Source organism: Streptomyces yokosukanensis (assembly GCF_001514035.1).
GTDB lineage: Bacteria > Actinomycetota > Actinomycetes > Streptomycetales > Streptomycetaceae > Streptomyces > Streptomyces yokosukanensis.
Genome location: NZ_KQ948221.1, coordinates 144,463 through 165,861, shown reverse-complemented (window position 1 = coordinate 165,861; position 21,399 = coordinate 144,463). Strand labels below are relative to the sequence as shown.

General features: G+C 72.7%; 21 protein-coding genes. 15 read left to right on the top strand and 6 right to left on the bottom strand.

Going from position 1 to position 21,399, the window contains the following annotated elements; all coding sequences use genetic code 11:
* The first annotated feature begins 100 nt into the window (after positions 1 to 100).
* The 3 genes from AQI95_RS33660 (at position 101) to polX (ending at position 7,137) form a co-directional block, all read left to right on the top strand.
* Positions 101 to 3,991, top strand: coding sequence for a Pls/PosA family non-ribosomal peptide synthetase (locus AQI95_RS33660; RefSeq protein WP_067132867.1), 3,891 nt, complete (start codon positions 101 to 103; stop codon positions 3,989 to 3,991).
* Positions 3,992 to 4,068: 77 nt separating this feature from the next.
* Positions 4,069 to 5,406 (top strand): M1 family metallopeptidase, encoded by a 1,338-nt coding sequence (locus tag AQI95_RS33655; protein WP_067132864.1) that lies wholly within the window; start codon positions 4,069 to 4,071, stop codon positions 5,404 to 5,406.
* A 9-nt stretch (positions 5,407 to 5,415) separates the two neighbouring features.
* Positions 5,416 to 7,137, top strand: a complete 1,722-nt coding sequence (gene polX, locus AQI95_RS33650) for a DNA polymerase/3'-5' exonuclease PolX (RefSeq protein WP_067132860.1) — start codon at positions 5,416 to 5,418, stop codon at positions 7,135 to 7,137.
* Positions 7,138 to 7,140: 3 nt separating this feature from the next.
* On the opposite strand, the gene AQI95_RS33645 is transcribed toward polX, so the two are convergent.
* Entirely contained in the window at positions 7,141 to 7,452 is a 312-nt protein-coding gene (locus AQI95_RS33645; protein WP_067132857.1) for a dsRBD fold-containing protein, read from the bottom strand.
* Positions 7,453 to 7,543: 91 nt separating this feature from the next.
* On the opposite strand from AQI95_RS33645, the gene AQI95_RS33640 reads away from it, so the two are divergent.
* Positions 7,544 to 7,918: a YchJ family protein gene (locus AQI95_RS33640; protein ID WP_067132853.1), complete on the top strand. Its 375-nt coding sequence runs from the start codon at positions 7,544 to 7,546 to the stop codon at positions 7,916 to 7,918.
* 18 nt (positions 7,919 to 7,936) lie between these two features.
* Here AQI95_RS33640 and AQI95_RS33635 read toward each other — a convergent pair whose 3' ends face one another.
* The gene (locus AQI95_RS33635; protein WP_067132850.1) at positions 7,937 to 8,638 is read right to left on the bottom strand and encodes a FadR/GntR family transcriptional regulator; all 702 of its coding nucleotides are present in this window, start codon (positions 8,636 to 8,638) and stop codon (positions 7,937 to 7,939) included.
* 140 nt (positions 8,639 to 8,778) lie between these two features.
* Between AQI95_RS33635 and AQI95_RS33630 the strand changes: the two genes are divergently transcribed.
* From AQI95_RS33630 to AQI95_RS33615, 4 genes are all read left to right on the top strand, one after another.
* A complete protein-coding gene (locus AQI95_RS33630) occupies positions 8,779 to 9,297 on the top strand; it encodes a gluconokinase (protein ID WP_067132847.1) in 519 nt (172 codons plus the stop codon).
* 89 nt (positions 9,298 to 9,386) lie between these two features.
* Positions 9,387 to 10,784 carry a GntP family permease gene (locus AQI95_RS33625; RefSeq protein WP_067132844.1) on the top strand — a complete coding sequence of 466 codons (1,398 nt, stop codon included), beginning with the start codon at positions 9,387 to 9,389 and terminating at the stop codon, positions 10,782 to 10,784.
* Between the two features lie 10 nt (positions 10,785 to 10,794).
* On the top strand, positions 10,795 to 11,559 hold the full coding sequence (locus AQI95_RS33620; RefSeq protein WP_067132842.1) for an SDR family oxidoreductase: 765 nt from the start codon (positions 10,795 to 10,797) through the stop codon (positions 11,557 to 11,559).
* Between the two features lie 15 nt (positions 11,560 to 11,574).
* Entirely contained in the window at positions 11,575 to 12,594 is a 1,020-nt protein-coding gene (locus AQI95_RS33615) for an L-idonate 5-dehydrogenase (RefSeq protein ID WP_067132839.1), read from the top strand.
* 6 nt (positions 12,595 to 12,600) lie between these two features.
* On the opposite strand, the gene AQI95_RS33610 is transcribed toward AQI95_RS33615, so the two are convergent.
* The 3 genes from AQI95_RS33610 to AQI95_RS33600 form a co-directional block, all read right to left on the bottom strand.
* Positions 12,601 to 13,227, bottom strand: a complete 627-nt coding sequence (locus tag AQI95_RS33610; RefSeq protein ID WP_067132836.1) for a cytochrome b/b6 domain-containing protein — start codon at positions 13,225 to 13,227, stop codon at positions 12,601 to 12,603.
* Positions 13,211 to 13,939, bottom strand: coding sequence for a molybdopterin-dependent oxidoreductase (locus AQI95_RS33605; protein ID WP_067132833.1), 729 nt, complete (start codon positions 13,937 to 13,939; stop codon positions 13,211 to 13,213). Before AQI95_RS33605 ends, AQI95_RS33610 begins: the two co-directional genes overlap by 17 nt.
* Before the next feature lie 66 nt (positions 13,940 to 14,005).
* A complete protein-coding gene (locus tag AQI95_RS33600) occupies positions 14,006 to 14,992 on the bottom strand; it encodes a hypothetical protein (RefSeq protein ID WP_067132830.1) in 987 nt (328 codons plus the stop codon).
* Positions 14,993 to 15,321: 329 nt separating this feature from the next.
* Between AQI95_RS33600 and AQI95_RS33595 the strand changes: the two genes are divergently transcribed.
* The 4 genes from AQI95_RS33595 (at position 15,322) to AQI95_RS33580 (ending at position 17,524) form a co-directional block, all read left to right on the top strand.
* A complete protein-coding gene (locus AQI95_RS33595) occupies positions 15,322 to 16,218 on the top strand; it encodes a DMT family transporter (protein WP_067132954.1) in 897 nt (298 codons plus the stop codon).
* A gap of 62 nt (positions 16,219 to 16,280) precedes the next feature.
* The gene (locus AQI95_RS33590; RefSeq protein WP_067132827.1) at positions 16,281 to 16,796 is read left to right on the top strand and encodes an NUDIX domain-containing protein; all 516 of its coding nucleotides are present in this window, start codon (positions 16,281 to 16,283) and stop codon (positions 16,794 to 16,796) included.
* Positions 16,797 to 16,817: 21 nt separating this feature from the next.
* Positions 16,818 to 17,210, top strand: a complete 393-nt coding sequence (locus AQI95_RS33585) for a YidH family protein (RefSeq protein WP_067132825.1) — start codon at positions 16,818 to 16,820, stop codon at positions 17,208 to 17,210.
* The gene (locus AQI95_RS33580; RefSeq protein WP_067132822.1) at positions 17,198 to 17,524 is read left to right on the top strand and encodes a DUF202 domain-containing protein; all 327 of its coding nucleotides are present in this window, start codon (positions 17,198 to 17,200) and stop codon (positions 17,522 to 17,524) included. Before AQI95_RS33585 ends, AQI95_RS33580 begins: the two co-directional genes overlap by 13 nt.
* Positions 17,525 to 17,567: 43 nt before the next feature.
* Here AQI95_RS33580 and AQI95_RS33575 read toward each other — a convergent pair whose 3' ends face one another.
* Positions 17,568 to 18,572, bottom strand: coding sequence for an NADP-dependent oxidoreductase (locus AQI95_RS33575; RefSeq protein ID WP_079071639.1), 1,005 nt, complete (start codon positions 18,570 to 18,572; stop codon positions 17,568 to 17,570).
* A 114-nt stretch (positions 18,573 to 18,686) separates the two neighbouring features.
* On the opposite strand from AQI95_RS33575, the gene AQI95_RS33570 reads away from it, so the two are divergent.
* From AQI95_RS33570 to AQI95_RS33560, 3 genes are all read left to right on the top strand, one after another.
* Positions 18,687 to 18,986 carry a hypothetical protein gene (locus AQI95_RS33570; protein WP_067132819.1) on the top strand — a complete coding sequence of 100 codons (300 nt, stop codon included), beginning with the start codon at positions 18,687 to 18,689 and terminating at the stop codon, positions 18,984 to 18,986.
* Positions 18,987 to 19,153: 167 nt separating this feature from the next.
* On the top strand, positions 19,154 to 20,176 hold the full coding sequence (locus AQI95_RS33565; RefSeq protein WP_067132816.1) for a phosphotransferase family protein: 1,023 nt from the start codon (positions 19,154 to 19,156) through the stop codon (positions 20,174 to 20,176).
* A 6-nt stretch (positions 20,177 to 20,182) separates the two neighbouring features.
* Positions 20,183 to 21,397 carry an acyl-CoA dehydrogenase family protein gene (locus AQI95_RS33560; RefSeq protein ID WP_067132813.1) on the top strand — a complete coding sequence of 405 codons (1,215 nt, stop codon included), beginning with the start codon at positions 20,183 to 20,185 and terminating at the stop codon, positions 21,395 to 21,397.
* Positions 21,398 to 21,399: the final 2 nt, after the last annotated feature.

Genomic DNA, 21,399 nt, shown 5'->3' with positions numbered 1-21,399 from the left:
CAGCCGGACAGCCCTCCTGAGCTGCAGGTCGAAGCGGTGGACCCTAGCGTCGTACTAAAATATCCGGCTTGTCACTTCAGCCGGCCGACGTGAGGACCCGATGGCAGCCATAGACGAGAGCAGCGCTCTCGGCCTGCTCGACGAAGAGATCCGCACGCACTTCGGTGACCGGGCGCGCTTTTCCGCCGGGCCCGCCGCCTCGCCGCGCACCCTGGTCGACGTCTTCGACGCGACCGTGCGGTCCCATCCGGACGAGCCCGCCCTGGACGACGGTACGAGGTGTCTCACCTACCGTGCGCTGGCCGTCGAGGTGGAGCGGCTGAGGCGACGGCTCGCGGGCGCGGGGGTCGGGCGCGGGGACCGGGTCGGGGTGCGGGTTCCCTCGGGGACCAACGAGCTGTACGTCGCGATCCTCGCCGTCCTCGCCGCCGGTGCCGCCTATGTGCCTGTCGACGCCGAGGACCCGGACGAGCGGGCCGAGCTGGTGTTCGGGGAGGCGGAGGTACGGGCCGTCGTCGGCGCCGGGCACACCATCACCGCCCAGGGCACGCCCGACTCCCCTGAGCCGGGCGCGTCCGACTCCGGCTCCGGCGCCGCACGGCCCGGCACCGAGCACGACGCCTGGATCATCTTCACGTCCGGGTCCACCGGGAAGCCCAAGGGCGTCGCCGTCACGCACCGCAGCGCCGCCGCGTTCGTGGACGCCGAGGCGGCCCTGTTCCTCGCGGAGGAGCCGATCGGGCCCGGCGACCGGGTCATGGCGGGCCTGTCCGTCGCCTTCGACGCGTCCTGCGAGGAGATGTGGCTGGCCTGGCGGTACGGCGCCTGTCTGGTGCCGGTGCCGCGGTCGCAGGTCAGGAGCGGTGCCGATCTCGGTCCCTGGCTGGTCGAGCAGGAGATCACCGTCGTCTCGACCGTGCCGACGCTGGCCGCGCTGTGGGAGCCCGAGACGCTCAACGACGTACGCCTGCTGATCTTCGGCGGCGAGGCCTGCCCGCCGGAGCTGGCTCAGCGGCTGGTCACCGAGGGGCGCGAGGTGTGGAACACCTACGGGCCGACCGAGGCGACCGTCGTGGCCTGTGCGGCGCTGCTCACCGGCGAGGAGCCGATCCGGATCGGGCTGCCGCTGAACGGCTGGGAGCTGGCCGTCGTCGACGAGGCCGGTGAGCCCGTGGCGATGGGAGGCAGCGGTCAGCTGGTGATCGGCGGGGTCGGGCTCGCACGGTATCTGGACGCCGAGAAGGACGCGGAGAAGTACGCGCCGCTGAAGTCGCTGGGCTGGGAGCGGGCGTACCGCAGCGGCGACCTGGTCAAGGCCGACCCGGAGGGGCTGATCTTCCTCGGCCGGGCCGACGAGCAGATCAAGCTCGGCGGGCGGCGGATCGAGCTGGGCGAGGTGGACGCCGCGCTGCAGGCACTGCCGGGTGTGGCGGGGGCCGCGGCCGCCGTGCGCACCGCGCGCAGCGGGAACCAGCTGCTCGTCGGCTATGTCGTCACCCAGGACGGCTGGGACCAGGCGACGGCCGTCGAGAAGCTGCGGGCCGCGCTGCCCGCCGCCCTGGTCCCGCTGCTCGCGCCCGTCGCCGAGCTGCCGACCCGGACGTCCGGGAAGGTCGACCGGGCCGCCCTGCCCTGGCCCCTGGAGGGCGTGGCGACCCCCAAGGCCGACCTGTACGGCACCGAGGCGTGGCTCGCCGAGCAGTGGGCGGAGGTCCTGGGCATCCCGGTGACGAGCGCCACCGACGACTTCTTCGCGATCGGCGGCGGCAGCCTGGCCGCCGCCCAGCTCACCACCCGGCTGCGCACCCGCTACCCGAGCGCCGCCGTCCTCGACATCTACCAGCAGCCCGTGCTGCGCAAGCTGGCCCGGCGGCTGGAGGCCTCGGCCCCGGACGACGCCGCCGAGCGGACGATCGTGCCGGTCCCGGTCCGTGCCCAAGCCCTTCAGCTCCTGCTGCTCGTCCCGCTGGTCACGCTGCTCGGGCTGCGCTGGACGCTGGTCCTGGCCGCCGCCGGAAATCTGCTGCCCGGCTACGCCTGGCTGCCGACCGCCCCCTGGTGGCTGCTCGCGCCCGGTGCCCTGCTGTTCTTCGCGCCGCCCGGCCGGATCGCGGTGGCGGCGGGCGGGGCACGACTGCTGCTGCGAGGCCTCGCACCCGGGCGGTATCCGCGCGGCGGAAGCGTGCATCTGCGGCTGTGGACGGCCGAGCGGCTCGCCGAGTTCAGCGGGGCCACCACCCTGACCGGATCCTGGCTGGAGCGCTATGCGCGGGCGCTGGGCGCCAAGGTCGGGCCCGAGGTGGACCTGCACTCGCTGCCGCCGGTCACCGGCATGCTCAAGCTGGGCCGGGGCGCGGCCGTCGAGTCCGAGGTCGATCTGTCCGGGTACTGGTTGGACGGTGACCGGCTGGAGGTCGGCACGGTCAAGGTCGGCGCGCACGCCGTCGTCGGCACCCGCAGCATGCTCTTCCCGGGCGCCCGCGTCGGCAAGCGGGCCGAGGTGGCTCCCGGCTCGGCGGTGAGCGGGCAGGTCCCGACCGGCCAGCGGTGGGCGGGCGCGCCCGCGGTCAAGCTGGGCAAGGCCAAGCGCAACTGGCCCAAGGAGCGCCCGCAGCGGGGCACGTACTGGCGGGTCATGTACGGCATCACCGGTCTCGCGCTGAGTGCTCTGCCGCTGGTCGCGGGCCTGGCCGCGCTGCTGGTCGCCCGGCAGTTCGTGGCCCCCGGCGCCTCTCTCGGCGAGGCGCTGCGCGGGGCCGCGCTCGGGCTGGTCCCGGCCACGCTGGCCTTCGGGCTGGCGTACGCGCTGCTGATCCTGGTCGCCGTACGCGCGCTCAGCCTGGGGCTGAGCGAGGGGACGCATCCCACGCACAGCCGGGTCGGCTGGCAGGCGTGGACCGTGACCCAGCTGATGGACCGGGCCCGCGAGACCCTGTTCCCGCTGTACGCCGGACTGGTCACGCCGGTGTGGCTGCGGCTGCTGGGGATGCGGATCGGGCGGGGCGCCGAGGTGTCGACCGTGCTCGCGCTGCCGAGCCTGACCACCGTCGGCGAGGGGGCCTTCCTCGCGGACGACACCCTGACCGCGCCGTACGAGCTGGGCGGCGGCTGGGTGCGGATCGGGCACGCGCGGATCGGACGGCGGGCCTTCCTCGGGAACTCCGGGATGACCGCGCCGGGCCGGCGGGTGCCCGACGGCGGTCTGGTCGGGGTGCTGTCGGCGACGCCGAAGAAGGCGAAGAAGGGCACCTCGTATCTGGGGCTGCCGCCGGTGAAGCTGCCGCGCAGTGCCGCCGACGCGGATCAGAGCCGTACCTACGACCCGCCGGCCCGGCTGCTGTGGGCGCGCGGTCTGGTGGAGCTGTGCCGGATCGTGCCGGTGCTGTGCTCGGCCGCGCTGGCCGGGCTGACGGTGGCGGCGCTGAGTGCGCTGGGGCCGTGGGCCTGGGCGCTGTCGGGTCTCGTGCTGCTCGGGGCGGGTGCCGCCGCGGCGGTCGTGTCGGTCGTCGCGAAGTGGCTGCTCGTGGGGCGGCACCGGACCGGGGAGCATCCGCTGTGGAGCTCCTTCGTGTGGCGCAACGAGCTGGCGGACACGTTCGTCGAGGTGCTGGCCGTGCCGTGGCTGGCCGGTGCCGTGCCCGGCACGCCGGTGATGACGGCGTGGCTGCGTGGGCTCGGCGCGCGCATCGGCAAGGGCGTCTGGGTGGAGAGCTACTGGCTGCCGGAGACGGATCTGGTGACCCTGGAGGACGCCGCCACCGTCAATCGGGGCTGCGTTCTGCAGACGCACCTCTTCCACGACCGGATCTTGCGGACGGATACTGTGGTTCTCCGTGAGGGCGCCACGCTGGGCCCTGGCGGAATCGTGCTGCCCGGCAGCACGATCGGGGCCCGTACGACCCTGGGTCCCGCGTCGCTCGTCATGGCCGCGGAGTCCGTCCCGGACGACACTCGCTGGCTCGGCAACCCGATCGAGGCATGGCGTCCCTGAGCGCGGGCCATTCGAGAAGTGTCTCGGGCGTCGGTGCACCGGATGGTTCGAGCAAGGCGCAGGGAGCGAACGCGGAAGTGGCAGTGCAGCAGTCGGCGGGTCCGGACCCGTACTTCCCGGACAACGGCGATCCCCGGTACCGGGTGCATCGCTATGAACTCACGCTGGACTACCGGCCCGGCCCCAACCGGCTGGCCGGCAGTGCCCGGATCAACGCCATCGCCGGGCGGTCGCCGCTGGCCGAGTTCCAGCTCAACCTGGCCGACTTCAGGATCGGCCGGATCAGGGTGGACGGCCGGCAGCCGCACTACACCCATCGGGGCGGCCGGCTGCGGGTGAAGCCGGCCAAGCCGATCCGCGCCGGGGCGGCCTTCACCGTCGAGGTGCACTGGTCCGGCAATCCGAAGCCGGTGGCCAGTCCCTGGGGCGGGCTCGGCTGGGAGGAGCTGTCGGACGGGGCGCTGGTGGCGAGCCAGCCGATCGGGGCGCCGTCGTGGTACCCGTGCAACGACCGGCCCGCCGACAAGGCGTCGTATCTGATCTCGGTCACCACGCCGTCGGCGTACGCGGTGGTCTCGGGCGGGCGCCTGCTGACCCGGACGACGAAGGCCTCGACGACCACATGGGTGTACGAGCAGTCGGCGCCCACGTCCAGCTATCTCGTCGGCCTCGCGATCGGCAAGTTCCAGACGGTGCTGCTGGGCGACCCGGGGCCGGGCGGGGTGGCGCAGCACGGGCACATTCCGGCGCATCTGCTGCCCGAGTTCTCCCGGGACTTCGCGCGGCAGCCCCAGATGATGGAGCTGTTCCAGGAGCTGTTCGGGCCGTACCCGTTCGAGGAGTACGCGGTCGCGGTGACCGAGGAGGAGCTGGATGTGCCGGTCGAGGCACAGGGGCTGTCGCTGTTCGGCTCCAACCACGTGGACGGTGCGCGGGGCTCGGAGCGGCTGGTGGCGCACGAGCTGGCGCACCAGTGGTTCGGCAACTGCGTCTCCATCGCCGACTGGCGGCACATCTGGCTGAACGAGGGCTTCGCCAAGTACGCGGAGTGGCTGTGGTCGGAGCGTTCGGGCGGCCGCAGCGCCCAGCAACTGGCCGCCGCCGCACACCGGTTGCTGGCCGGGCAGCCGCAGGATCTGCGGCTGGCGGATCCGGGGCGCAGGTCGATGTTCGACGACCGGCTCTACGAGCGCGGCGGGCTGACCCTGCACGCGCTGCGCTGTGCGCTGGGCGACGAGGCGTTCTTCCGGATGCTGCGCGGCTGGGTGCGGCTGCACCGGAACGGGTCGGTGACGACGGCGGTGTTCACCGAGCATGCCGCCCGGTTCGCGGACGAGCCGCTGCAGGGGCTGTTCGACGCCTGGGTGTACGGGGCCCTGCTGCCGCCGCTGCCGGTGCTCAGGGAGGTTCCCTAGACTTGAGGGGTGGCCCGGCCCAATGACGAGGTCGAGGCGCTCCTGCGGGAGTACGCGGACCTCATCGCGATCACGGGAGGCGACGCCTTCAAGGCACGCGCCTACGAGAAGGCGGCGCGTGCGATCGGCGGGTATCCGGCGGACATCGCCGGGCTGGACGAGGACGGTCTGAAGGAGATCCCGAACGTGGGGCGGTCGATCGCCGACAAGGTGGTCGAGTATCTGCGCACGGGGAGGATGGCGGTCCTGGAGGAGCGCCGGGCGAAGATCCCCGCCGGGGTCCGGGAGCTGATCGCCGTCCCCGGCCTGGGCCCGAAGAAGGCGCTGCGGCTCTACGAGGACCTGCACATCTCGTCAGTGCAGCAGCTGTCCGCGGCACTCGACGCGGATGCGCTGGCCGATCTGAGGGGCTTCGGCGAGAAGAGCCGGGAGAACATCCGGCACGGCATCGAGCTGCTGCGGCGGGCGGGCGCCCGGGTGCCCCTGTCGACGGCCCTGGACACGGCGGAGGAGATCGTCGCCGAGCTGTCCCGGGTGACCGGGTGCCGGCGCTGCGCCTGTGCGGGCTCGCTGCGCCGGATGCGGGAGACCGTCGGGGATCTCGACATCCTGGTCGCGGCGAGGCGGTCGGATCCCTTCATGGCGGCGCTGTGCGAGCTGCCCGCCACCGCGGAGGTCGTCGCGCGGGGCACGAAGAAGACGTCGGTGCGTACCGCCGAGGGGCTCCAGGTCGATCTTCGGGTGCTGCCGCAGGAGTCGTGGGGTGCCGGGATGCAGTACTTCACCGGCTCCAAGGGGCACAACATCCGGACCCGCACCATCGCCGTGCACCAGGGGCTGAAGCTCTCCGAGTACGGCCTGTTCGACGCCGGGAGCGGTCAGTCGCTGGCCTCGCGCACCGAGGAGGAGGTGTACGCCCGGCTCGGGCTGCCCTGGATCCCGCCGACGCTGCGCGAGGACCGCGGCGAGATCGAGGCGGCCCTGCACGGCGAGCTGCCCGAGGTGGTGACCGAGCGGGACATCCGCGGTGATCTGCACACCCACACCGATCTCACGGACGGCCTCGCCCCGCTGGAGGAAATGGTGGCGGCCGCCTCGAAGCGCGGTTACGCGTACTACGCGGTCACCGACCACGCGCCCCGTCTGTACATGCAGCGCATGACCGACGAGAAGGTCCTCGCCCAGCGGGAGCGGCTGCGGGAGCTGGCGGGCACGCTGGGGCGGATGCGGCTGCTGCACGGTACGGAGCTGAACATCGACCCGGACGGCGAGGTGGACTGGCCGGCCGGGTTCCTCGCCGGTTTCGACGTGTGCGTGGCCTCCGTGCACTCGCACTTCGGCCTGGGCCGCGGGGCGATGACCCGGCGGCTGGTGCGGGCCTGCGAGAACCCGTACGTCAACATCATCGGGCACCCGACGACCCGGCTGATCGGCAGGCGGGCGGGGGTCGACGCCGACTGGGACGAGGTGTTCGCGGCCTGCGCGCGCACCGGCACCGCGCTGGAGGTCAACGCCCAGCCGGACCGTCTCGACCTGTGCGACGTGGACATCCTGCGCGCCCGGGAGCACGGTGTGAAGTTCGCCGTGAACACCGACGCCCACGCCGTGGCGCACCTCGCGCAACTGCGGTACGGCGTCGGCACCGCTCAGCGCGGCTGGCTGACCCGCGACGACGTGATCAACACCTGGCCGCTGACCCGGCTGCGGCGCTTTCTGCGCAAGGGGGGATGAGCCTCACTCGCGGTCCATCCACAGCGGCGACGGGTCGTCCGTCTCGTTCGAGCCCACCGCCTTCATGTCCCCGTCGGCGGCCCGCAGCAGGACGCGGCCCATGGCGATCAGGGCGCGTCCGGCCGCGAGTTCGTCGCCGATCTCCGGTACGTCGGGGTCGTACGGGCTGCGACGGGCCTCGGCGCAGCTCTCCAGGACGTTGTCGCCGGTGTCCAGGACGATCCGGGCGGTGGTGTCCGGGTCGTGCTCGGAGAGGTACAGGTTCAACCGCCACTCCTTGACGGCCGGAGGACGGCTGCTCACGGGTCGGGTCATGGTCCGTCACTCCTTAACTGTGCTGCGCTGCCCTTCCACTGTGCATCCGGGCCGACGCGGGCGCCTCCCCTGCCGCGGGCAGAATGGGCCCATGACCTCGCGCACCTGCCCCTGCGGACTCCCCGAGTCCTACGACGCCTGCTGTGGCCGCTTCCACGCCGGACCGGCCGCCGCGCCGACCGCCGAGCTGCTCATGCGCTCGCGCTACTGCGCGTTCGTCAGGGGGGACGCGGGATATCTGCTGCGCACCTGGCATCCGCGGACCCGGCCCGAGCAGTTGGACCTCGACCCGCGGATGACGTGGACGGGCCTGGAGATCCTCGGCAGCACCGGCGGATCCGCCTTCCACACCACGGGCACGGTGACCTTCCGCGCCTCATACCGGGGCGGCTCGCTGCACGAGCGCAGCCGCTTCGAGCGGGTGGACGGGGCGTGGGTGTACGTGGACGGGGACTTCCTGGACTGAGCCGGTCGGTAGGGCGCCCTAGGGCGCCAGGATGTCCAGTTCCTGGAGCGCGCCCACGGTGATCTCCCTGGTCAGCTGCTCGGCGCGGACGGCGTCGCCGGCGCGGACCGCCTCCGCGACCTGTACGTGCAGGGTGACCGCGGCCGGGTCGGGGTCCTCGAACATGACCTCGTGATGGGTGCGGCCGGCCAGGACCTCGGCGACGACGTCGCCGAGCCGGGCGAACATCTCGTTGCCGGAGGCGGTGAGGACGGCGCGATGGAAGGCCACGTCGTGGATCAGGTACCCCTCCAGCTTGTGGCCGCGTGAGTTGGCCACCATGCCGAGTGCGCACTCGGTGAGTTCGGCGCACTGCTCGGCGGTGGCGTGCTTGGCGGCGAGGCCGGCCGCGACCGGCTCGACCGCCGAGCGCAGCACGGTCAGCGAGCGCAGTTGCCGCGGGCGGTCGGCGCCCGCGAGGCGCCAGCGGATGACCTGCGGGTCGTAGACGTTCCACTCGGCCTTCGGGCGGACGGTCACGCCCACCCGGCGGCGGGATTCGACCAGGTGCATGGACTCCAGCACACGGACCGCCTCACGCATCACGGAACGTGACACTTCGAACCGCTGCGCGAGTTCGTCGGTGCGCAGAACACTGCCCGGCGGGTACTCGCCCGCGGTGATCGCGGGGCCGAGGGTGTCCAGTACATGGCCGTGCAGCCCCCGGCCCGGTGTGCTCATGCACTCAGCGTACGGTGTGGATCACCGAGGGCAAAAGTCAGACTTATATGTCACACACTCTTGAATTCGTCATACCTAATGGGTTTCAGTGTGGCGACGCCGATGTGGCGTCGGATGTCGAGGAAGACAGCGAGGCAGTCATGCGAACCCCCCAGGTCGTCGTCGTGATGGGCGTCGCGGGGACGGGCAAGACCACGATCGGTCCCCTGCTCGCCGCGCGGCTGGGCATCCCGTACGCCGAGGGCGACGACTTCCACCCGCAGGCCAACATCGACAAGATGTCGGCCGGCGTCCCGCTCGACGACGCCGATCGATGGCCCTGGCTGGACGCCATCGGCCGATGGGCGCACGGGCGGGCCGGACTGGGCGGGGTGGTCAGCAGCTCGGCGCTGAAGCGGTCGTACCGCGACCGGCTCAGGGCCGCCGCTCCCGGAATCGTGTTCGTGCACCTCACGGGCGACCGGAAGCTGATCGAGGACCGGATGACACAGCGCCAGGGGCACTTCATGCCGACCGCGCTGCTGGACTCCCAGTTCGCCACGCTGCAACCGCTGGAGCCGGACGAGGCGGGAGTTGCCGTGGACGTCGGCGGCGGCCCCGAGGAGATCGCCGAGCGTGCCGTCAGAGCGCTGGACGCGCTGCCCGCCGCATCCGCCTGACCCCCGCGACCGCCTCCGACCACCTCCGCGCATCCCCCACCTCCGCGTGACACCCCCGAAAAAGTCCCCGTAACCGCAAGGGAACCCCCGTGACCAGACTCAGCGTCGAGATGCTGGCAGCGGACGCGCCTCCGCCGATCACCTCCGCAGTCCACGCCCAGCTGGGCATCGCCGTCCTGGTGGGCATCGCCGTGATCGTCCTGCTCATCACCAAGTTCAAGCTCCACGCCTTCCTGGCGCTGACCGTCGGGTCACTCGTGCTCGGGGCGGTCGCCGGGGCTCCGCTCGACAAGACGATCACCAGCTTCACCACCGGGCTCGGCTCGACGGTGGCCGGCGTCGGCGTCCTGATCGCGCTCGGGGCGATCCTGGGCAAGCTGCTCGCCGACTCCGGCGGCGCCGACCAGATCGTGGACACGATCCTCGCCAAGGCCGGTGGCCGTGCGATGCCGTGGGCGATGGTGCTCATCGCCTCCGTGATCGGCCTGCCGCTGTTCTTCGAGGTCGGCATCGTGCTGCTGATCCCGGTCGTGCTGATGGTCGCCAAGCGCGGCAACTACTCCCTGATGCGCATCGGCATCCCGGCGCTCGCCGGCCTGTCCGTGATGCACGGGCTGATCCCGCCGCACCCCGGCCCGCTGGTCGCGATCGACGCGGTCAAGGCCAACCTGGGCGTGACCCTGGCGCTCGGCATCCTGGTCGCCGTACCGACCGTGATCATCGCCGGCCCGCTGTTCTCGAAGGTCGCCGCCCGCTGGGTGGACGTCCAGGCGCCCGACCGGATGCTCCCGCAGCGCGCCTCGGACACGCTCGAACGCCGTCCGGGCTTCGGCGCGACGCTCGCCACGGTGCTGCTGCCGGTGGTGCTGATGCTGGCCAAGGCGCTGGTGGACATCGTCGTCGACGACCCGGCGGACAGGACCCAGCGGGTCTTCGACGTCATCGGCTCCCCGCTGATCGCCCTGCTCGCCGCCGTGCTCGTCGGCTTCTTCACACTGGGCCGGCCCGCCGGGTTCACCAAGGACCGGCTCCAGCAGACCGTCGAGAAGGGCCTGATGCCCATCGCCGGCATCCTGCTGATCGTCGGCGCGGGCGGCGGCTTCAAGCAGACGCTGATCGACTGCGGCGTGGGCCAGATGATCCTGGACGTCTCCAAGGACTGGTCGATCCCGGCGCTGCTGCTGGCCTGGCTGATCGCGGTCGTGATCCGGCTGGCCACGGGTTCGGCGACGGTGGCGACGGTCTCGGCGGCGGGCCTGGTGGCACCGCTCGCGGCCGACATGTCGACCACCCACACCGCCCTGCTCGTCCTCGCCATCGGCGCCGGCTCGCTGTTCTTCAGCCATGTCAACGACGCCGGCTTCTGGCTGGTGAAGGAGTACTTCGGGCTGAGCGTCGGACAGACCGTCAAGACCTGGTCGGTGATGGAGACGATCATCTCGGTGGTCGCCGGCGGTCTGGTCCTGCTCCTCTCACTGATCATCTAGGGGTACGGCGATGACGGCTCACCCGCTCTTCGACATCGGCGGCCGTACGGCCCTGGTCACCGGCTCCAGCCGGGGCATCGGCCACGCGCTGGCCCTGGGCCTGGCCGAGGCGGGCTGCACGGTGGTGCTCAACGGGCGCGACGCCGACCGACTGTCCGAGGCGGCGGCGCGGCTCCCCGGGGACCGGATCCGCACGGCGGTGTTCGACGTGACCGACGGCGCCTCGGTGGCCGCCGGGATCGCGGACGTCGAGGAGCGGGTGGGCCCGCTGGACATCCTCGTGAACAACGCCGGCATGCAACTGCGGGCGCCCTTGCTGGAGTTCACCGACGCCGCCTGGCACCGGATCCTGGACACCAACCTGACCAGCGCGTTCCTGGTGGGCCGGGAGGCGGCCCGGCGGATGACCGGGCGCGGCCACGGCAAGATCGTCAACATCTGCTCGCTGCAGAGCGAGGTCGCCCGGCCGGGCATCGCGCCCTACGCCGCCACCAAGGGCGCGCTGAAGATGCTGACGAAGGGCATGTGCGCGGACTGGGGTCCCTCGGGCGTCCAGGTCAACGGTCTCGGCCCCGGGTACATCGAGACCGAGCTGACCCGGCCGCTCATGGCGGACGAGGAGTTCAGCGCCTGGGTCCGCCGGCGCACCCCCGCCGGCCGCTGGGGCCGCACCGAGGACCTGGTCGGCGGGCTGCTCTTCCTCGCGTCGCCCGCCGCGGACTTCGTGAACGGGCAGATCCTGTACGTCGACGGCGGCATGACGAGCGTCCTTTAGGAAGGGGCCGCGGCAATGCTGGGTTGTGTGATCCACGGCGCGGGCGATCTGCGCGTGACGGAACTGCCGGTACCCGTACCCGGGCCCGGCGAGGCCCTGGTGGCCGTCCGCTACGGCGGGGTCTGCGGGTCCGATCTGCACTACTGGCGGCACGGCGGGGTCGGCGACTTCCGGCTCCGCGAGCCGATGGTGCTCGGGCACGAGGTGGTGGGCACGGTGGTGTCCTACGGCGCCGGGGCCACGGGTCCCGCGCCCGGTACGGCGGTCGCCGTGCACCCCGCCACCCCGTGCGGGCACTGCCCGGAGTGCGCCGACGGCCGGCCCCACGTGTGCCGGGACACCCGCTATCTCGGCAGCGCGGCCCGCTTCCCGCACGTCCAGGGCGGGTTCGCCGAGCGGATCGCCGTACCGGCCGGGCAGGTGCGGGCGCTGCCCGGCGGGCTCGCGCCGCGCCGGGCCGCGCTCGCCGAACCGCTGTCGGTGGCGCTGCACGCGGTGCGGCGGGCCGGCGAGGTGTCCGGCCGGCATGTGCTGGTGACCGGGGCGGGGCCGATCGGGTGCCTGGTGGTCGCGGCGGCGAAGACGGCCGGCGCCGCGCGGGTGACGGCGACCGATCCGGTGCCCGAGGCGCTCGGGTACGCGGCCGTGGGCGGGGCCGACACGCTCGTACGGGCCGACGATCCGGACGACGCCGGGTGGCCCGAGGAGGTCGACGTGGCCGTCGAGGCGTCGGGGACCGCGGCCGGGCTGGACACCTGCCTGCGGCTGGTGCGGCGCGGTGGTGTGGTCGTCCAGCTCGGGATGCTGCCGCCGGGGCAGAGTCCGTTCGCCGGAAATCTGCTGGTGAGCCGGGAGATCGAGCTGCGGGGGGCGTTCCGGTTCGGCGCCGAGTTCGACGACGCGCTGCACCTGCTCGCCGCGAAGGGCGAGTTCGACGGGCTGATCAGCGCGGTCGTTCCGGTGTCGGGCGCCGAGGAGGCGTTCGCCCTGGCCGCCGATCGGGTGCGCTCCTGCAAGGTGCTGCTGGAGTTCTGACCGGGATCAGGGACGCCACAAGGGGTGTTCCCGCTTCGCCCACTCCCGGCTCACCATCCCCGTGCGCAGGCCCCTTCTCGCCTCCGGGTCGCCCAGGGCCATGCCGATGTGACCGGCCAGCACCACGCCGATGGTGAGGGCGAGCCAGTCGTGGACGAAGGTCGCCGAGGTGCGCCACATCAGCGGGGTGAGGTGCGTGAACCACATCATGAGGCCGGTGCCGAGCATGACCAGCGTGGCGCCGGCGATCCAGGCGGCGTAGACCTTCTGGCCGGCGTTGAACTTGCCCGCGGGGCGCGAGGAGCGGCGCTTGTCCCGCACCAGCGCGGCGCGCAGCCAGGTGCGGTCGTGCGGGCCGAAGCGGTTGAGGAAGCGCAGGTCGGCGCGGAAGGCGCGGGAGGCGAGGCCCAGCAGGACCGGCGCCGGGAGGGCGAGGCCCGCGCACTCGTGGACACGGACGACCAGTTCCCGGCGGCCGACCATGATCGCCAGCTGGGGGATGTAGAGGACGGCCGCCGTGAGCACGCAGACGCCCATCAGAACGGCCGTGGTGCGGTGCACCCAGCGTTCGGCCCGGCTGAAGCGGTGGATCCGGGCGCCCGGCGGCGCCGGGGTGTCAGTTCGTAGGCTCATCGGTCCGTCCGTTCGAGCGGCCGACCCAGGCGTCGACGTCATAGCCGAGGTGCTCCCAGTAGCCGGGCTCGACCCGGTCGGTGACGGTGATCCCGGAGAGCCATTTGGCGGACTTGTAGAAGTACATGGGGGCGACATAGAGGCGGACCGGGCCGCCGTGGTCGTGGCCGATGTCCTTGTTCTGCATGCGCAGGGCCACCAGGACGTCCGGGCGGCGGGCCTGGTCGAGGGTGAGGCTCTCGCTGTAGGTTCCGTCGAAGCAGGTGAAGCGGATCGCCTTCGCGGTGGCGCCCACCCCGGCCGCGTCCAGCAGGTGGGAGAGGCGTACGCCCTCGAAGGGGGTGCCGGGGACCCGCCAGCCGGTCACGCACTGGACGTCCTTGACCAGCCGGGTCTGCGGCAGGGCGCGCAGGTCGGCGAGGGTGTAGGTGCGCGGGTGGTCGACCAGTCCGTCGATCTTCAGCTGGTAGTTCGCGGCGTTCTTGTGCGGGACCGACGCGGCGACCGAGTAGTAGCGGAAGCCACCGCCGTTGGGCAGCAGACCGGTCAGGCCCGTCGGGTCCTGGCCGGCGACGGCGCCCAGGAAGCCCTCCAGGCCGCGTTGCAGCACCGGCGCGGTGACGACGCCGAGCGCGCCCAGGCCGAGGGTGCCGAGGAAGACACGGCGGCCGAGGGGCCTGCCGTCCCGTTCCTCGGATTGTTCAGAGTTCACGCAATCATTCGAGCACTCGGGGCCCGTCGGGGCCAGGGGATCCGGTCCGCGGTCAGACTTCCGTAATCACTTCTTACGCGGACCGAGCGCGCGGGCTCGGGCCGCCCGGAAGGCCGCGCGGGGGTCGCGGTGCGCGTAGGACCAGGGGGCCGCGGTGGCGTGCGGGCCGATGCGCTGGAACAGGGGCGCCGCCTCGGCCGGGCGCCCGGCGCAGGACAGGGCGTGGGCGAGGTGGTTGAGGTCGATGTGGCGGCGGGGGTGTTCGTCGTGCTCCCACTCCAGCCACCAGTCGAATCCGGCGCGCAGGATCCGCCGGGCCCGCGGTCCGGACCAGTGCCCGGAGGCGGCCGGGTCGGCGGCGGCCAGGCCGGTGGCGGCGAGGACCCGGTAGCGCTCGGCATAGGCCACGACCGGCAGCACGGCGAGCGGGGAGTCGGCCGGGGCCTCGGCGGCGGCCAGCTCGGCGAGGTCGTACACCTCGTGGTCCTCGGCCGCCCGGCCGCCGGAGGGACGTTCGGCGAGACGGGCCAGGAGCAGATGGTGGGCATGGTGGTGTTCGGGGTGCCGGCGGCGCAGTTCGGCGAAGGTGCCGAGGACTTCGTGCTCGGGGCCGAGGGTGCGGGCGAGCCGGAGCCGGCCGAGCCAGGGGGTGGGGTCGGCCGGGGCGCGCGCGGCGGCGGTGGCGCAGGCCTCGCGGGCCACGTCGGGGTCCTCCTTGCCGCGCAGGGCGCGCCGCACCTGGGCGAGGGCGTACAGCGTGGCGGCCTCGGCGGAGCCGGGTTCGGCGACCAGCCAGTCACTCGCCCAGGCGACGGCGTACGGCTCCCGGGCGAGCGCGGTGAGGCGGTGGCCGCGGCGGTCCCAGTCGTCACCCGTGTGCAGCAGCAGGGAGCGGGCGGCCTGCCGACGGCCCTGGGCCAACGCGGCCCGCGCGGTGCGCAGTTCGGCGTCGTCGAGGGCGTCGTCGAAGCCGCCGGAGTCGTCCGGGGCGGTGTCGCCGGACTGCTCCATGGCGGCCAGGCGTGCGCCGAGCAGGGGTGGGAGAGGGGGCACCGCGGGACTTCCTGTTTCTCGGGCTGCCATCGACCGATCACGCACAGCAAACCCCCAGCCATGGTTTGCGTCAAGCCGAACGATGCTCATACTGGCTTCAACTACCGCTTCCCACGGGGCACTTGGGGCACGCGGCGCAGGTGGGACGGGCACGGGCGGGGATGCCCGGTGGGCATCTGTGGCGTACGCCATGGCGCCGGGCGGCCGGGCCGCGGACCATGGCGAGTCAACTGCCCTGTTCCGCGTACTTCCGGGTCAATGTGGTCCCGGGAGCGCTACAGTCGGCCACTACGCGCCCGTGGTCCGGCCGGATGATCGAGGTACGCAGCGTGTCCGTTCTGGTTCTCCTTCTCGCCGTGAGCGCGGCCTGCTGTCTGGGCTTCGGGTTCGTACTCCAGCAGAACGCCGCCCAGAAGGCACCGCTCAGCGACTTCCTGTCCTTCCGGCTGCTGCTGGACCTGATGCGGGTGCCGCGCTGGCTGGGCGGGCTCGGGCTGATGGTGGCCGGCATGGTGCTCGGCGCGATCGCCCTCGCCAAGGGTGAGATCTCCCTGGTCGAACCGCTGCTCGCGACCAATCTGCTGTTCGCGCTCGCCCTCTCCCGGTACCAGACCGGACAGCCCCTGGGCCGTCAGGGCTGGGCGGGGCTGCTGCTGCTCGCGGGCGGGGTGAGCGCGTTCATCACGGCGGGCGAGCCGCGCGCCGGCCACGCCGTCTCCGATCCGCTGCGGCACTGGCTGATCATCGGCGCGATGGTCGGCGCGGCCCTGGTGCTCACGACGTACGGCAAGCGCTCCCGGCTGAGCTGGGGCCCGGTGCTGCTGGCCACCGCGGCCGGGCTGCTGTACGGCGTGCAGGACGCGCTGACCCGGGTGAGCGGCATCCGGTTCTCCGAGGGCGGCCTCGCCGAGCTGTTCACCGGCTGGCAGCCGTACGGCGTGCTGGCGTGCGGGGTCACCGGGCTGGTCCTGGTGCAGAGCGCGTTCGAGACGGCCCCGCTGCGCATGTCGCTGCCGGCGCTCACGGCCGCCGAGCCGCTCGCCGGGATCCTGTGCGGCGTCGGTTTCCTCGGTGACCGGCTGCGCACCGACACCGGGGCGCTGGCCTGGGAGGCGGCCGGGCTCGCGGCGGTGGTCGCGGGCATCGTGCTGCTCGGGCTCCACCCGGCGATGCCGTGCGGCCCTGCCGAGGAGGAACCCTCGGCCCGCGACCTCCAGCGCCGCTGAAGCCGACTGTCCCTGCGTCGGCGAGGCCCGTGCCCCCGCGAGGCGGCTGCTTGGATGGGCGCATGAACCCAGCTGACGAGATCCTCGACATCGTCGACGAGAACGACCAGGTCGTCGCCCGGTGTCCGCGCGGCGAGGCGTACGCGCGCGGACTGCGCCACCGCTGCGTGTTCGTCCTGGCCCGGGACGCGACCGGCCGGCTCTTCGTCCACCGGCGCACGGCCACCAAGCTGGTCTTCCCGGCCCTGTACGACATGTTCGTCGGCGGGGTCGTCGGGGCGGGCGAGTCCTACGACGAGGCCGCGCTGCGGGAGGCCGAGGAGGAGCTGGGCGTCAGCGGGCTGCCGCAGCCCGAGTTCCGCCTCAAGTTCCTGTACGACGACGGGGCCGGGAACAGCTGGTGGTCGGCGGTGTACGAGGTGCGCTGCGAGCTGCCCGTACGGCCTCAGGTCGAGGAGGTCCAATGGCACGCCTTCCTGCCCGAGGACGAGGTCGAGCGGCGGCTGGGCAGCTGGGAGTGGGTGCCGGACGGGCTGGCGGCGTACGAGCGGCTGAAAGCCTTCCGGGAGGGCCGGTGAGACGCCGGTAGGGTCGGCGGCGTGAGCGAATTCGTGCGGAACATCCGGCTGTGGTTCGCGCCGGAGCAGGTGCGCGGCGAGGGGCCCACGCCCGACTACCGGTTCTCGCTGGCCAACGAGCGCACCTTCCTCGCCTGGCTGCGCACGGCGCTCGCGCTGATCGGCGGCGGCTTCGCGGTGGACCAGTTCCTGCCGCACCTGCACCGGGCGTGGCGGGTGGGGCTCGCGCTGGCGCTGCTCGGCGCCGGGGTGCTGTGCTCGCTGCGCGCGCTGAACCACTGGGTGCGCTGCGAGCGGGCGATCCGGCGCGGCGAGGACCTGCCCGCGTCCCGGTTCCCGGCGCTGCTGAGCCTGGTGGTCGCGGTGGTGGCGGTGGCGATGGTCGTGGTGGTGCTGGCCGGATGGGCGGGGTGAGCCGGGCCGGGCGCGACCCGGGCCTGCAACCGGAGCGCACACGACTGGCCTGGCGGCGTACGACCCTCTCGGCCGCCGTGGCCGCCGTACTCGCCGTCCGGACCACCCTGCGCGGCGGCGCCTCGGCGACCGCGGTGACCGTCGGCGCCCTGTGCTGTGTGCTCTTCCTCGGCTTCCTCTGGGTGGCCCACCAGCGCATCCGCGTCCTCGCCGCCGAGTCCCGCCCGCCCGCGCTCGCTCCCCGACAGGCGACGGCGGCGGTGCTGTGCGCGGTGGCGCTGGCCGGGTGCGCCGCGGTGGTGCTCGTGGCGTAGTCGCACAGAACCCGCGGCCAGGTCCTGTCGTTGACGACAGGACCTAGAGGGTGCCCTCCTGGCTCTTGCTGTAGAGGGTGCCCTCTTCGCCCGTGGTCCAGACGGTGTCCTGCGGGGGCTCTCGATCCACCGTCACCACGATCTTCCCGCGGGTACGGCCCTCCTGGTTCAGCCGGTGCGCGTCCGCCGTCCGCTCCAGCGGGAACGTCTCCTGGACGTGCACCGAGACGACGCCCTGCTCGGCCAGCCGGGAGAGCGCGGTCAGGTCCTCGGCGTCCGGGCGGGCGAAGCAGTAGCGGCCGCCGTACCCGAGCACGTCCGGGTCGGCGATCGACGCCAGCCGGCCCTCCGGAGCGAGCAGGTTCGCCGAGGTCTTCAGCGTGTCGCCGCCCACGGTGTCGAAGACCGCGTCCACGCCCTCCGGGACGAGCGCGCGCACCCGCCCGGCCAGACCCTCGCCGTAGGCCACGGGCTCGCCGCCGAGGTCGCGCACGTAGGCGTGGTTGCGCTCGCTCGCCGTACCGATGACCCGGGCGCCGAGGTGGACGGCGATCTGGACGGCGAGGGAGCCGACCCCGCCGGCCGCCGCGTGCACCAGCACCGTCTCGCCGCGGTTGACGCCCAACGCCCCGGCGAGCACCTGGTAGGCGGTGAGACCGGCGAGCGGGAGTCCGGCGGCCTCCTCGAAGGAGAGGGTGCGCGGTTTGCGGGCGAGGGCGCGCACGGGCGCGGCGACGTACTCGGCGAAGGTGCCGCGGGAGAGGAAGTCCTCACGGCAGTAGCCGATGACCTCGTCGCCGGCGGCGAACTCCGTGACCGCGGCGCCGGGCCGGACGACCACGCCGCTGACGTCCCAGCCGGGGATCACCGGGAAGACGGCGTCGAGGAGCGCGTCCAGACGGCCCTCGCGGCACTTCCAGTCGACCGGGTTGACGGCCGCCGCCCGGACCTTGACCAGCACCTGGTCGGGACCGACCGTCGGGTCGCGCACCTCGCCGTACTCCAGCACCTCGGGTCCGCCGTAGCGGCGGTAGCTGATGGCTTTCATGCCGTCGACCCTCCGGGGTACTCGAACGCCACGCAAGTGGTATGCGCCGATATGTCCCTGTTCGCGCGTAGCCTGTCCGCCGTCAGACCCCCGCACCCCCCGAAGGTGAGCACCATGACCACCCTTCACCAGGAACACTCCGCACACGGCGCGCACCGTCACGGTCCGGGCTGCGGGCACGACGCCGTGCGGCACGGCGACCACCTGGACTACGCCCACGACGGGCATCTGCACCGCGAGCACGACGGCCACTGGGACGAGTGCGAGCCCGGCGGACACACCGTCCACGAGGGCCATGAGCATGTGCACTACGACGAGTGCGGGCATGCCCAGGTGCGGCACGGCGACCACATCGACTACCTGCACGACGGGCACCGGCACGCCGAGCACGACGGCCACTGGGACGACCACTGACACCGGCGGGCAGGGGGCCGGCGGCTCCCCGGGCAGCGCGGAGGGGGGCCGTCGGCCTATCGTGGCTCCGGTCACGTTTGCCCTTGTGTTCGTCGTGCGCACTGGACGGCATACCGACCGGTCGGCATCATGAACGGGTCCTGTTCACCCGTTCGTAGGAGTGATGTATGAGCGCCGACCACCCGCCCGGACTCGACCTGGACCGGCTGCGCGCCCTGCTCGACCGCGAGCGCCCAGGTCTGGTGACCGGCCCCCTGACCGGCCGGTTGATCGAGGGCGGCCGGTCGAATCTCACCTACGCACTCTCCGACGGCACCACCAGGTGGGTCGTACGACGGCCCCCGCTCGGCCATGTCCTCGCCACCGCGCACGACATGAAGCGCGAGCACCGCGTGATCAGCGCCCTGCACCCGACCCGGGTGCCCGTGCCGCGCCCGGTGCTGCTGTGCGAGGACGAGGAGGTGCTCGGGGCGCCGTTCTACGTCATGGAGTTCGTCGAGGGCACCCCGTACCGCACCGCCGACCAGCTCGCCCCGCTGGGCGCCGAGCGCACCCGGAACGCGGTGCTGTCCCTGGTGGACACGCTGGTCGAGCTGCACTCGGTGGATCCCGTCGAGGTGGGCCTCGCGGACTTCGGCCGGCCCGAGGGCTTCCTGGACCGGCAGCTGCGCCGCTGGGGCAAGCAGCTGGACGCCTCCCGCAATCGCGAGCTGGCCGGCATCGACGAGCTGCACGCGGCGCTGGGCCGGGAGCTGCCGCACTCCCCCGCGCCGACCGTCGTCCACGGCGACTACCGTCTGGACAACGTTCTCATCGGGGACGACGACGAGATCAAGGCGATCCTCGACTGGGAGATGTCCACCCTCGGCGACCCGCTCACCGACCTCGGTCTGCTCGTGATGTACAGCCGGCCGCTGGAGCTGCCCGACTCCCCCATCTCCACGACCGCCACGGCGGCGGGACACCCCTCCCCCGCCGAGTTGATCGAGCGGTACGCCGCGCGCTCGGGGCGCGACGTCTCCGCCGTCTCCTGGTACACGGCGTTCGCCTGGTTCAAGCTCGCCGTGATCCTCGAGGGCATCCACTACCGCTACACGCTGGGCCAGACGGTCGGGCGCGGCTTCGACCGGATCGGCGATCTCGTGCCCGTCTTCATCGACCACGGACTGACCACTCTTCAGGAAGGCTGACCGGTCATGGACTTCGCGTTCGACGCGCGCACCGAGGAGCTGCGCGCCAAGCTGCTCGCCTTCATGGACGAGTACGTCCACCCGGCCGAGCCGGTCGCCGAGGAGCAGCGGGCGCAGCTGGCCTCCCCGTGGGACACCCCGGCCGTGGTCGAGGAGCTGAAGGCCGAGGCCCGTCGGCAGGGCCTGTGGAATCTCTTCCTCCCCGACGCCGAGTACGGCGCCGGGCTGACGAACCTGCAGTACGCGCCGCTCGCCGAGATCACCGGCCGCTCCCCGCACCTCGCGCCCACCGCGACGAACTGCGCCGCACCCGACACCGGGAACATGGAGGTGCTGGCCCAGTTCGGCAACGAGCAGCAGCGCAAGCAGTGGCTCGAGCCGCTGCTGGCCGGTGAGATCCGCTCGGCGTTCGCGATGACCGAGCCGGAGGTGGCCTCCTCGGACGCCACCAACATCACCACGCACATCGAGCGGGACGGCGACGACTACGTCATCACCGGCCGCAAGTGGTACATCTCCGGCGCGATGAACCCGGACTGCAAGATCTTCATCGTGATGGGCAAGACGGACCCGGACGGCGCCGACATCCGCCGGCAGCAGTCGATGATCCTGGTGCCGCGCGACACGCCGGGCGTGACCGTCAAGCGGGCGATGCAGGTCTTCGGCTACGAGGACCACTCGCACGGCGGCCACGCCGAGGTGGTCTTCGACCAGGCGCGTGTGCCGGTCGCCAACCTGATCGGCGAGGAGGGCGGCGGCTTCGCCATCGCACAGGCGCGGCTCGGTCCGGGCCGGATCCACCACTGCATGCGGCTGATCGGCATGGCCGAGCGGGCGATCGAGCTGATGTGCCGCCGGGCCGTCGGCCGTACCGCGTTCGGCAAGGCGCTGGCCCAGCAGGGTGTCGTCCAGAACTGGATCGCCGACGCGCGGGTCACCGTCGAGCAGCTGCGGCTGCTGGTGCTGAAGACGGCCTGGCTGATGGACACCGTCGGCAACAAGGGCGCCCACGCGGAGATCCAGGCCATCAAGATCGCGACCCCGCGCGCGGTGGTCGGGATCCTGGACCGGGCCATCCAGCTGCACGGCGCGGGCGGGGTGAGCCAGGACTTCCCGCTGGCCGAGCTGTACGCGAGCGCCCGCACCCTGATGCTGGCCGACGGGCCGGACGAGGTGCACCAGCGGTCACTGGCGCGCCGGGAGTTGAAGAAGTACCTGTGAGA

What these genes read in the sequence shown, in the direction of transcription:
- AQI95_RS33660 (WP_067132867.1), top strand. Translation starts at nt 101, where the DNA reads ATGGCAGCCATAGACGAGAGCAGCGCTCTCGGCCTGCTCGACGAAGAG.
- AQI95_RS33645 (WP_067132857.1), bottom strand. Translation starts at nt 7,452, where the DNA reads ATGACCCGACCCGTGAGCAGCCGTCCTCCGGCCGTCAAGGAGTGGCGG.
- AQI95_RS33640 (WP_067132853.1), top strand. Translation starts at nt 7,544, where the DNA reads ATGACCTCGCGCACCTGCCCCTGCGGACTCCCCGAGTCCTACGACGCC.
- AQI95_RS33635 (WP_067132850.1), bottom strand. Translation starts at nt 8,638, where the DNA reads ATGAGCACACCGGGCCGGGGGCTGCACGGCCATGTACTGGACACCCTC.
- AQI95_RS33630 (WP_067132847.1), top strand. Translation starts at nt 8,779, where the DNA reads ATGCGAACCCCCCAGGTCGTCGTCGTGATGGGCGTCGCGGGGACGGGC.
- AQI95_RS33620 (WP_067132842.1), top strand. Translation starts at nt 10,795, where the DNA reads ATGACGGCTCACCCGCTCTTCGACATCGGCGGCCGTACGGCCCTGGTC.
- AQI95_RS33615 (WP_067132839.1), top strand. Translation starts at nt 11,575, where the DNA reads ATGCTGGGTTGTGTGATCCACGGCGCGGGCGATCTGCGCGTGACGGAA.
- AQI95_RS33610 (WP_067132836.1), bottom strand. Translation starts at nt 13,227, where the DNA reads ATGAGCCTACGAACTGACACCCCGGCGCCGCCGGGCGCCCGGATCCAC.
- AQI95_RS33590 (WP_067132827.1), top strand. Translation starts at nt 16,281, where the DNA reads ATGAACCCAGCTGACGAGATCCTCGACATCGTCGACGAGAACGACCAG.
- AQI95_RS33580 (WP_067132822.1), top strand. Translation starts at nt 17,198, where the DNA reads ATGGGCGGGGTGAGCCGGGCCGGGCGCGACCCGGGCCTGCAACCGGAG.
- AQI95_RS33575 (WP_079071639.1), bottom strand. Translation starts at nt 18,572, where the DNA reads ATGAAAGCCATCAGCTACCGCCGCTACGGCGGACCCGAGGTGCTGGAG.
- AQI95_RS33570 (WP_067132819.1), top strand. Translation starts at nt 18,687, where the DNA reads ATGACCACCCTTCACCAGGAACACTCCGCACACGGCGCGCACCGTCAC.
- AQI95_RS33565 (WP_067132816.1), top strand. Translation starts at nt 19,154, where the DNA reads ATGAGCGCCGACCACCCGCCCGGACTCGACCTGGACCGGCTGCGCGCC.
- AQI95_RS33560 (WP_067132813.1), top strand. Translation starts at nt 20,183, where the DNA reads ATGGACTTCGCGTTCGACGCGCGCACCGAGGAGCTGCGCGCCAAGCTG.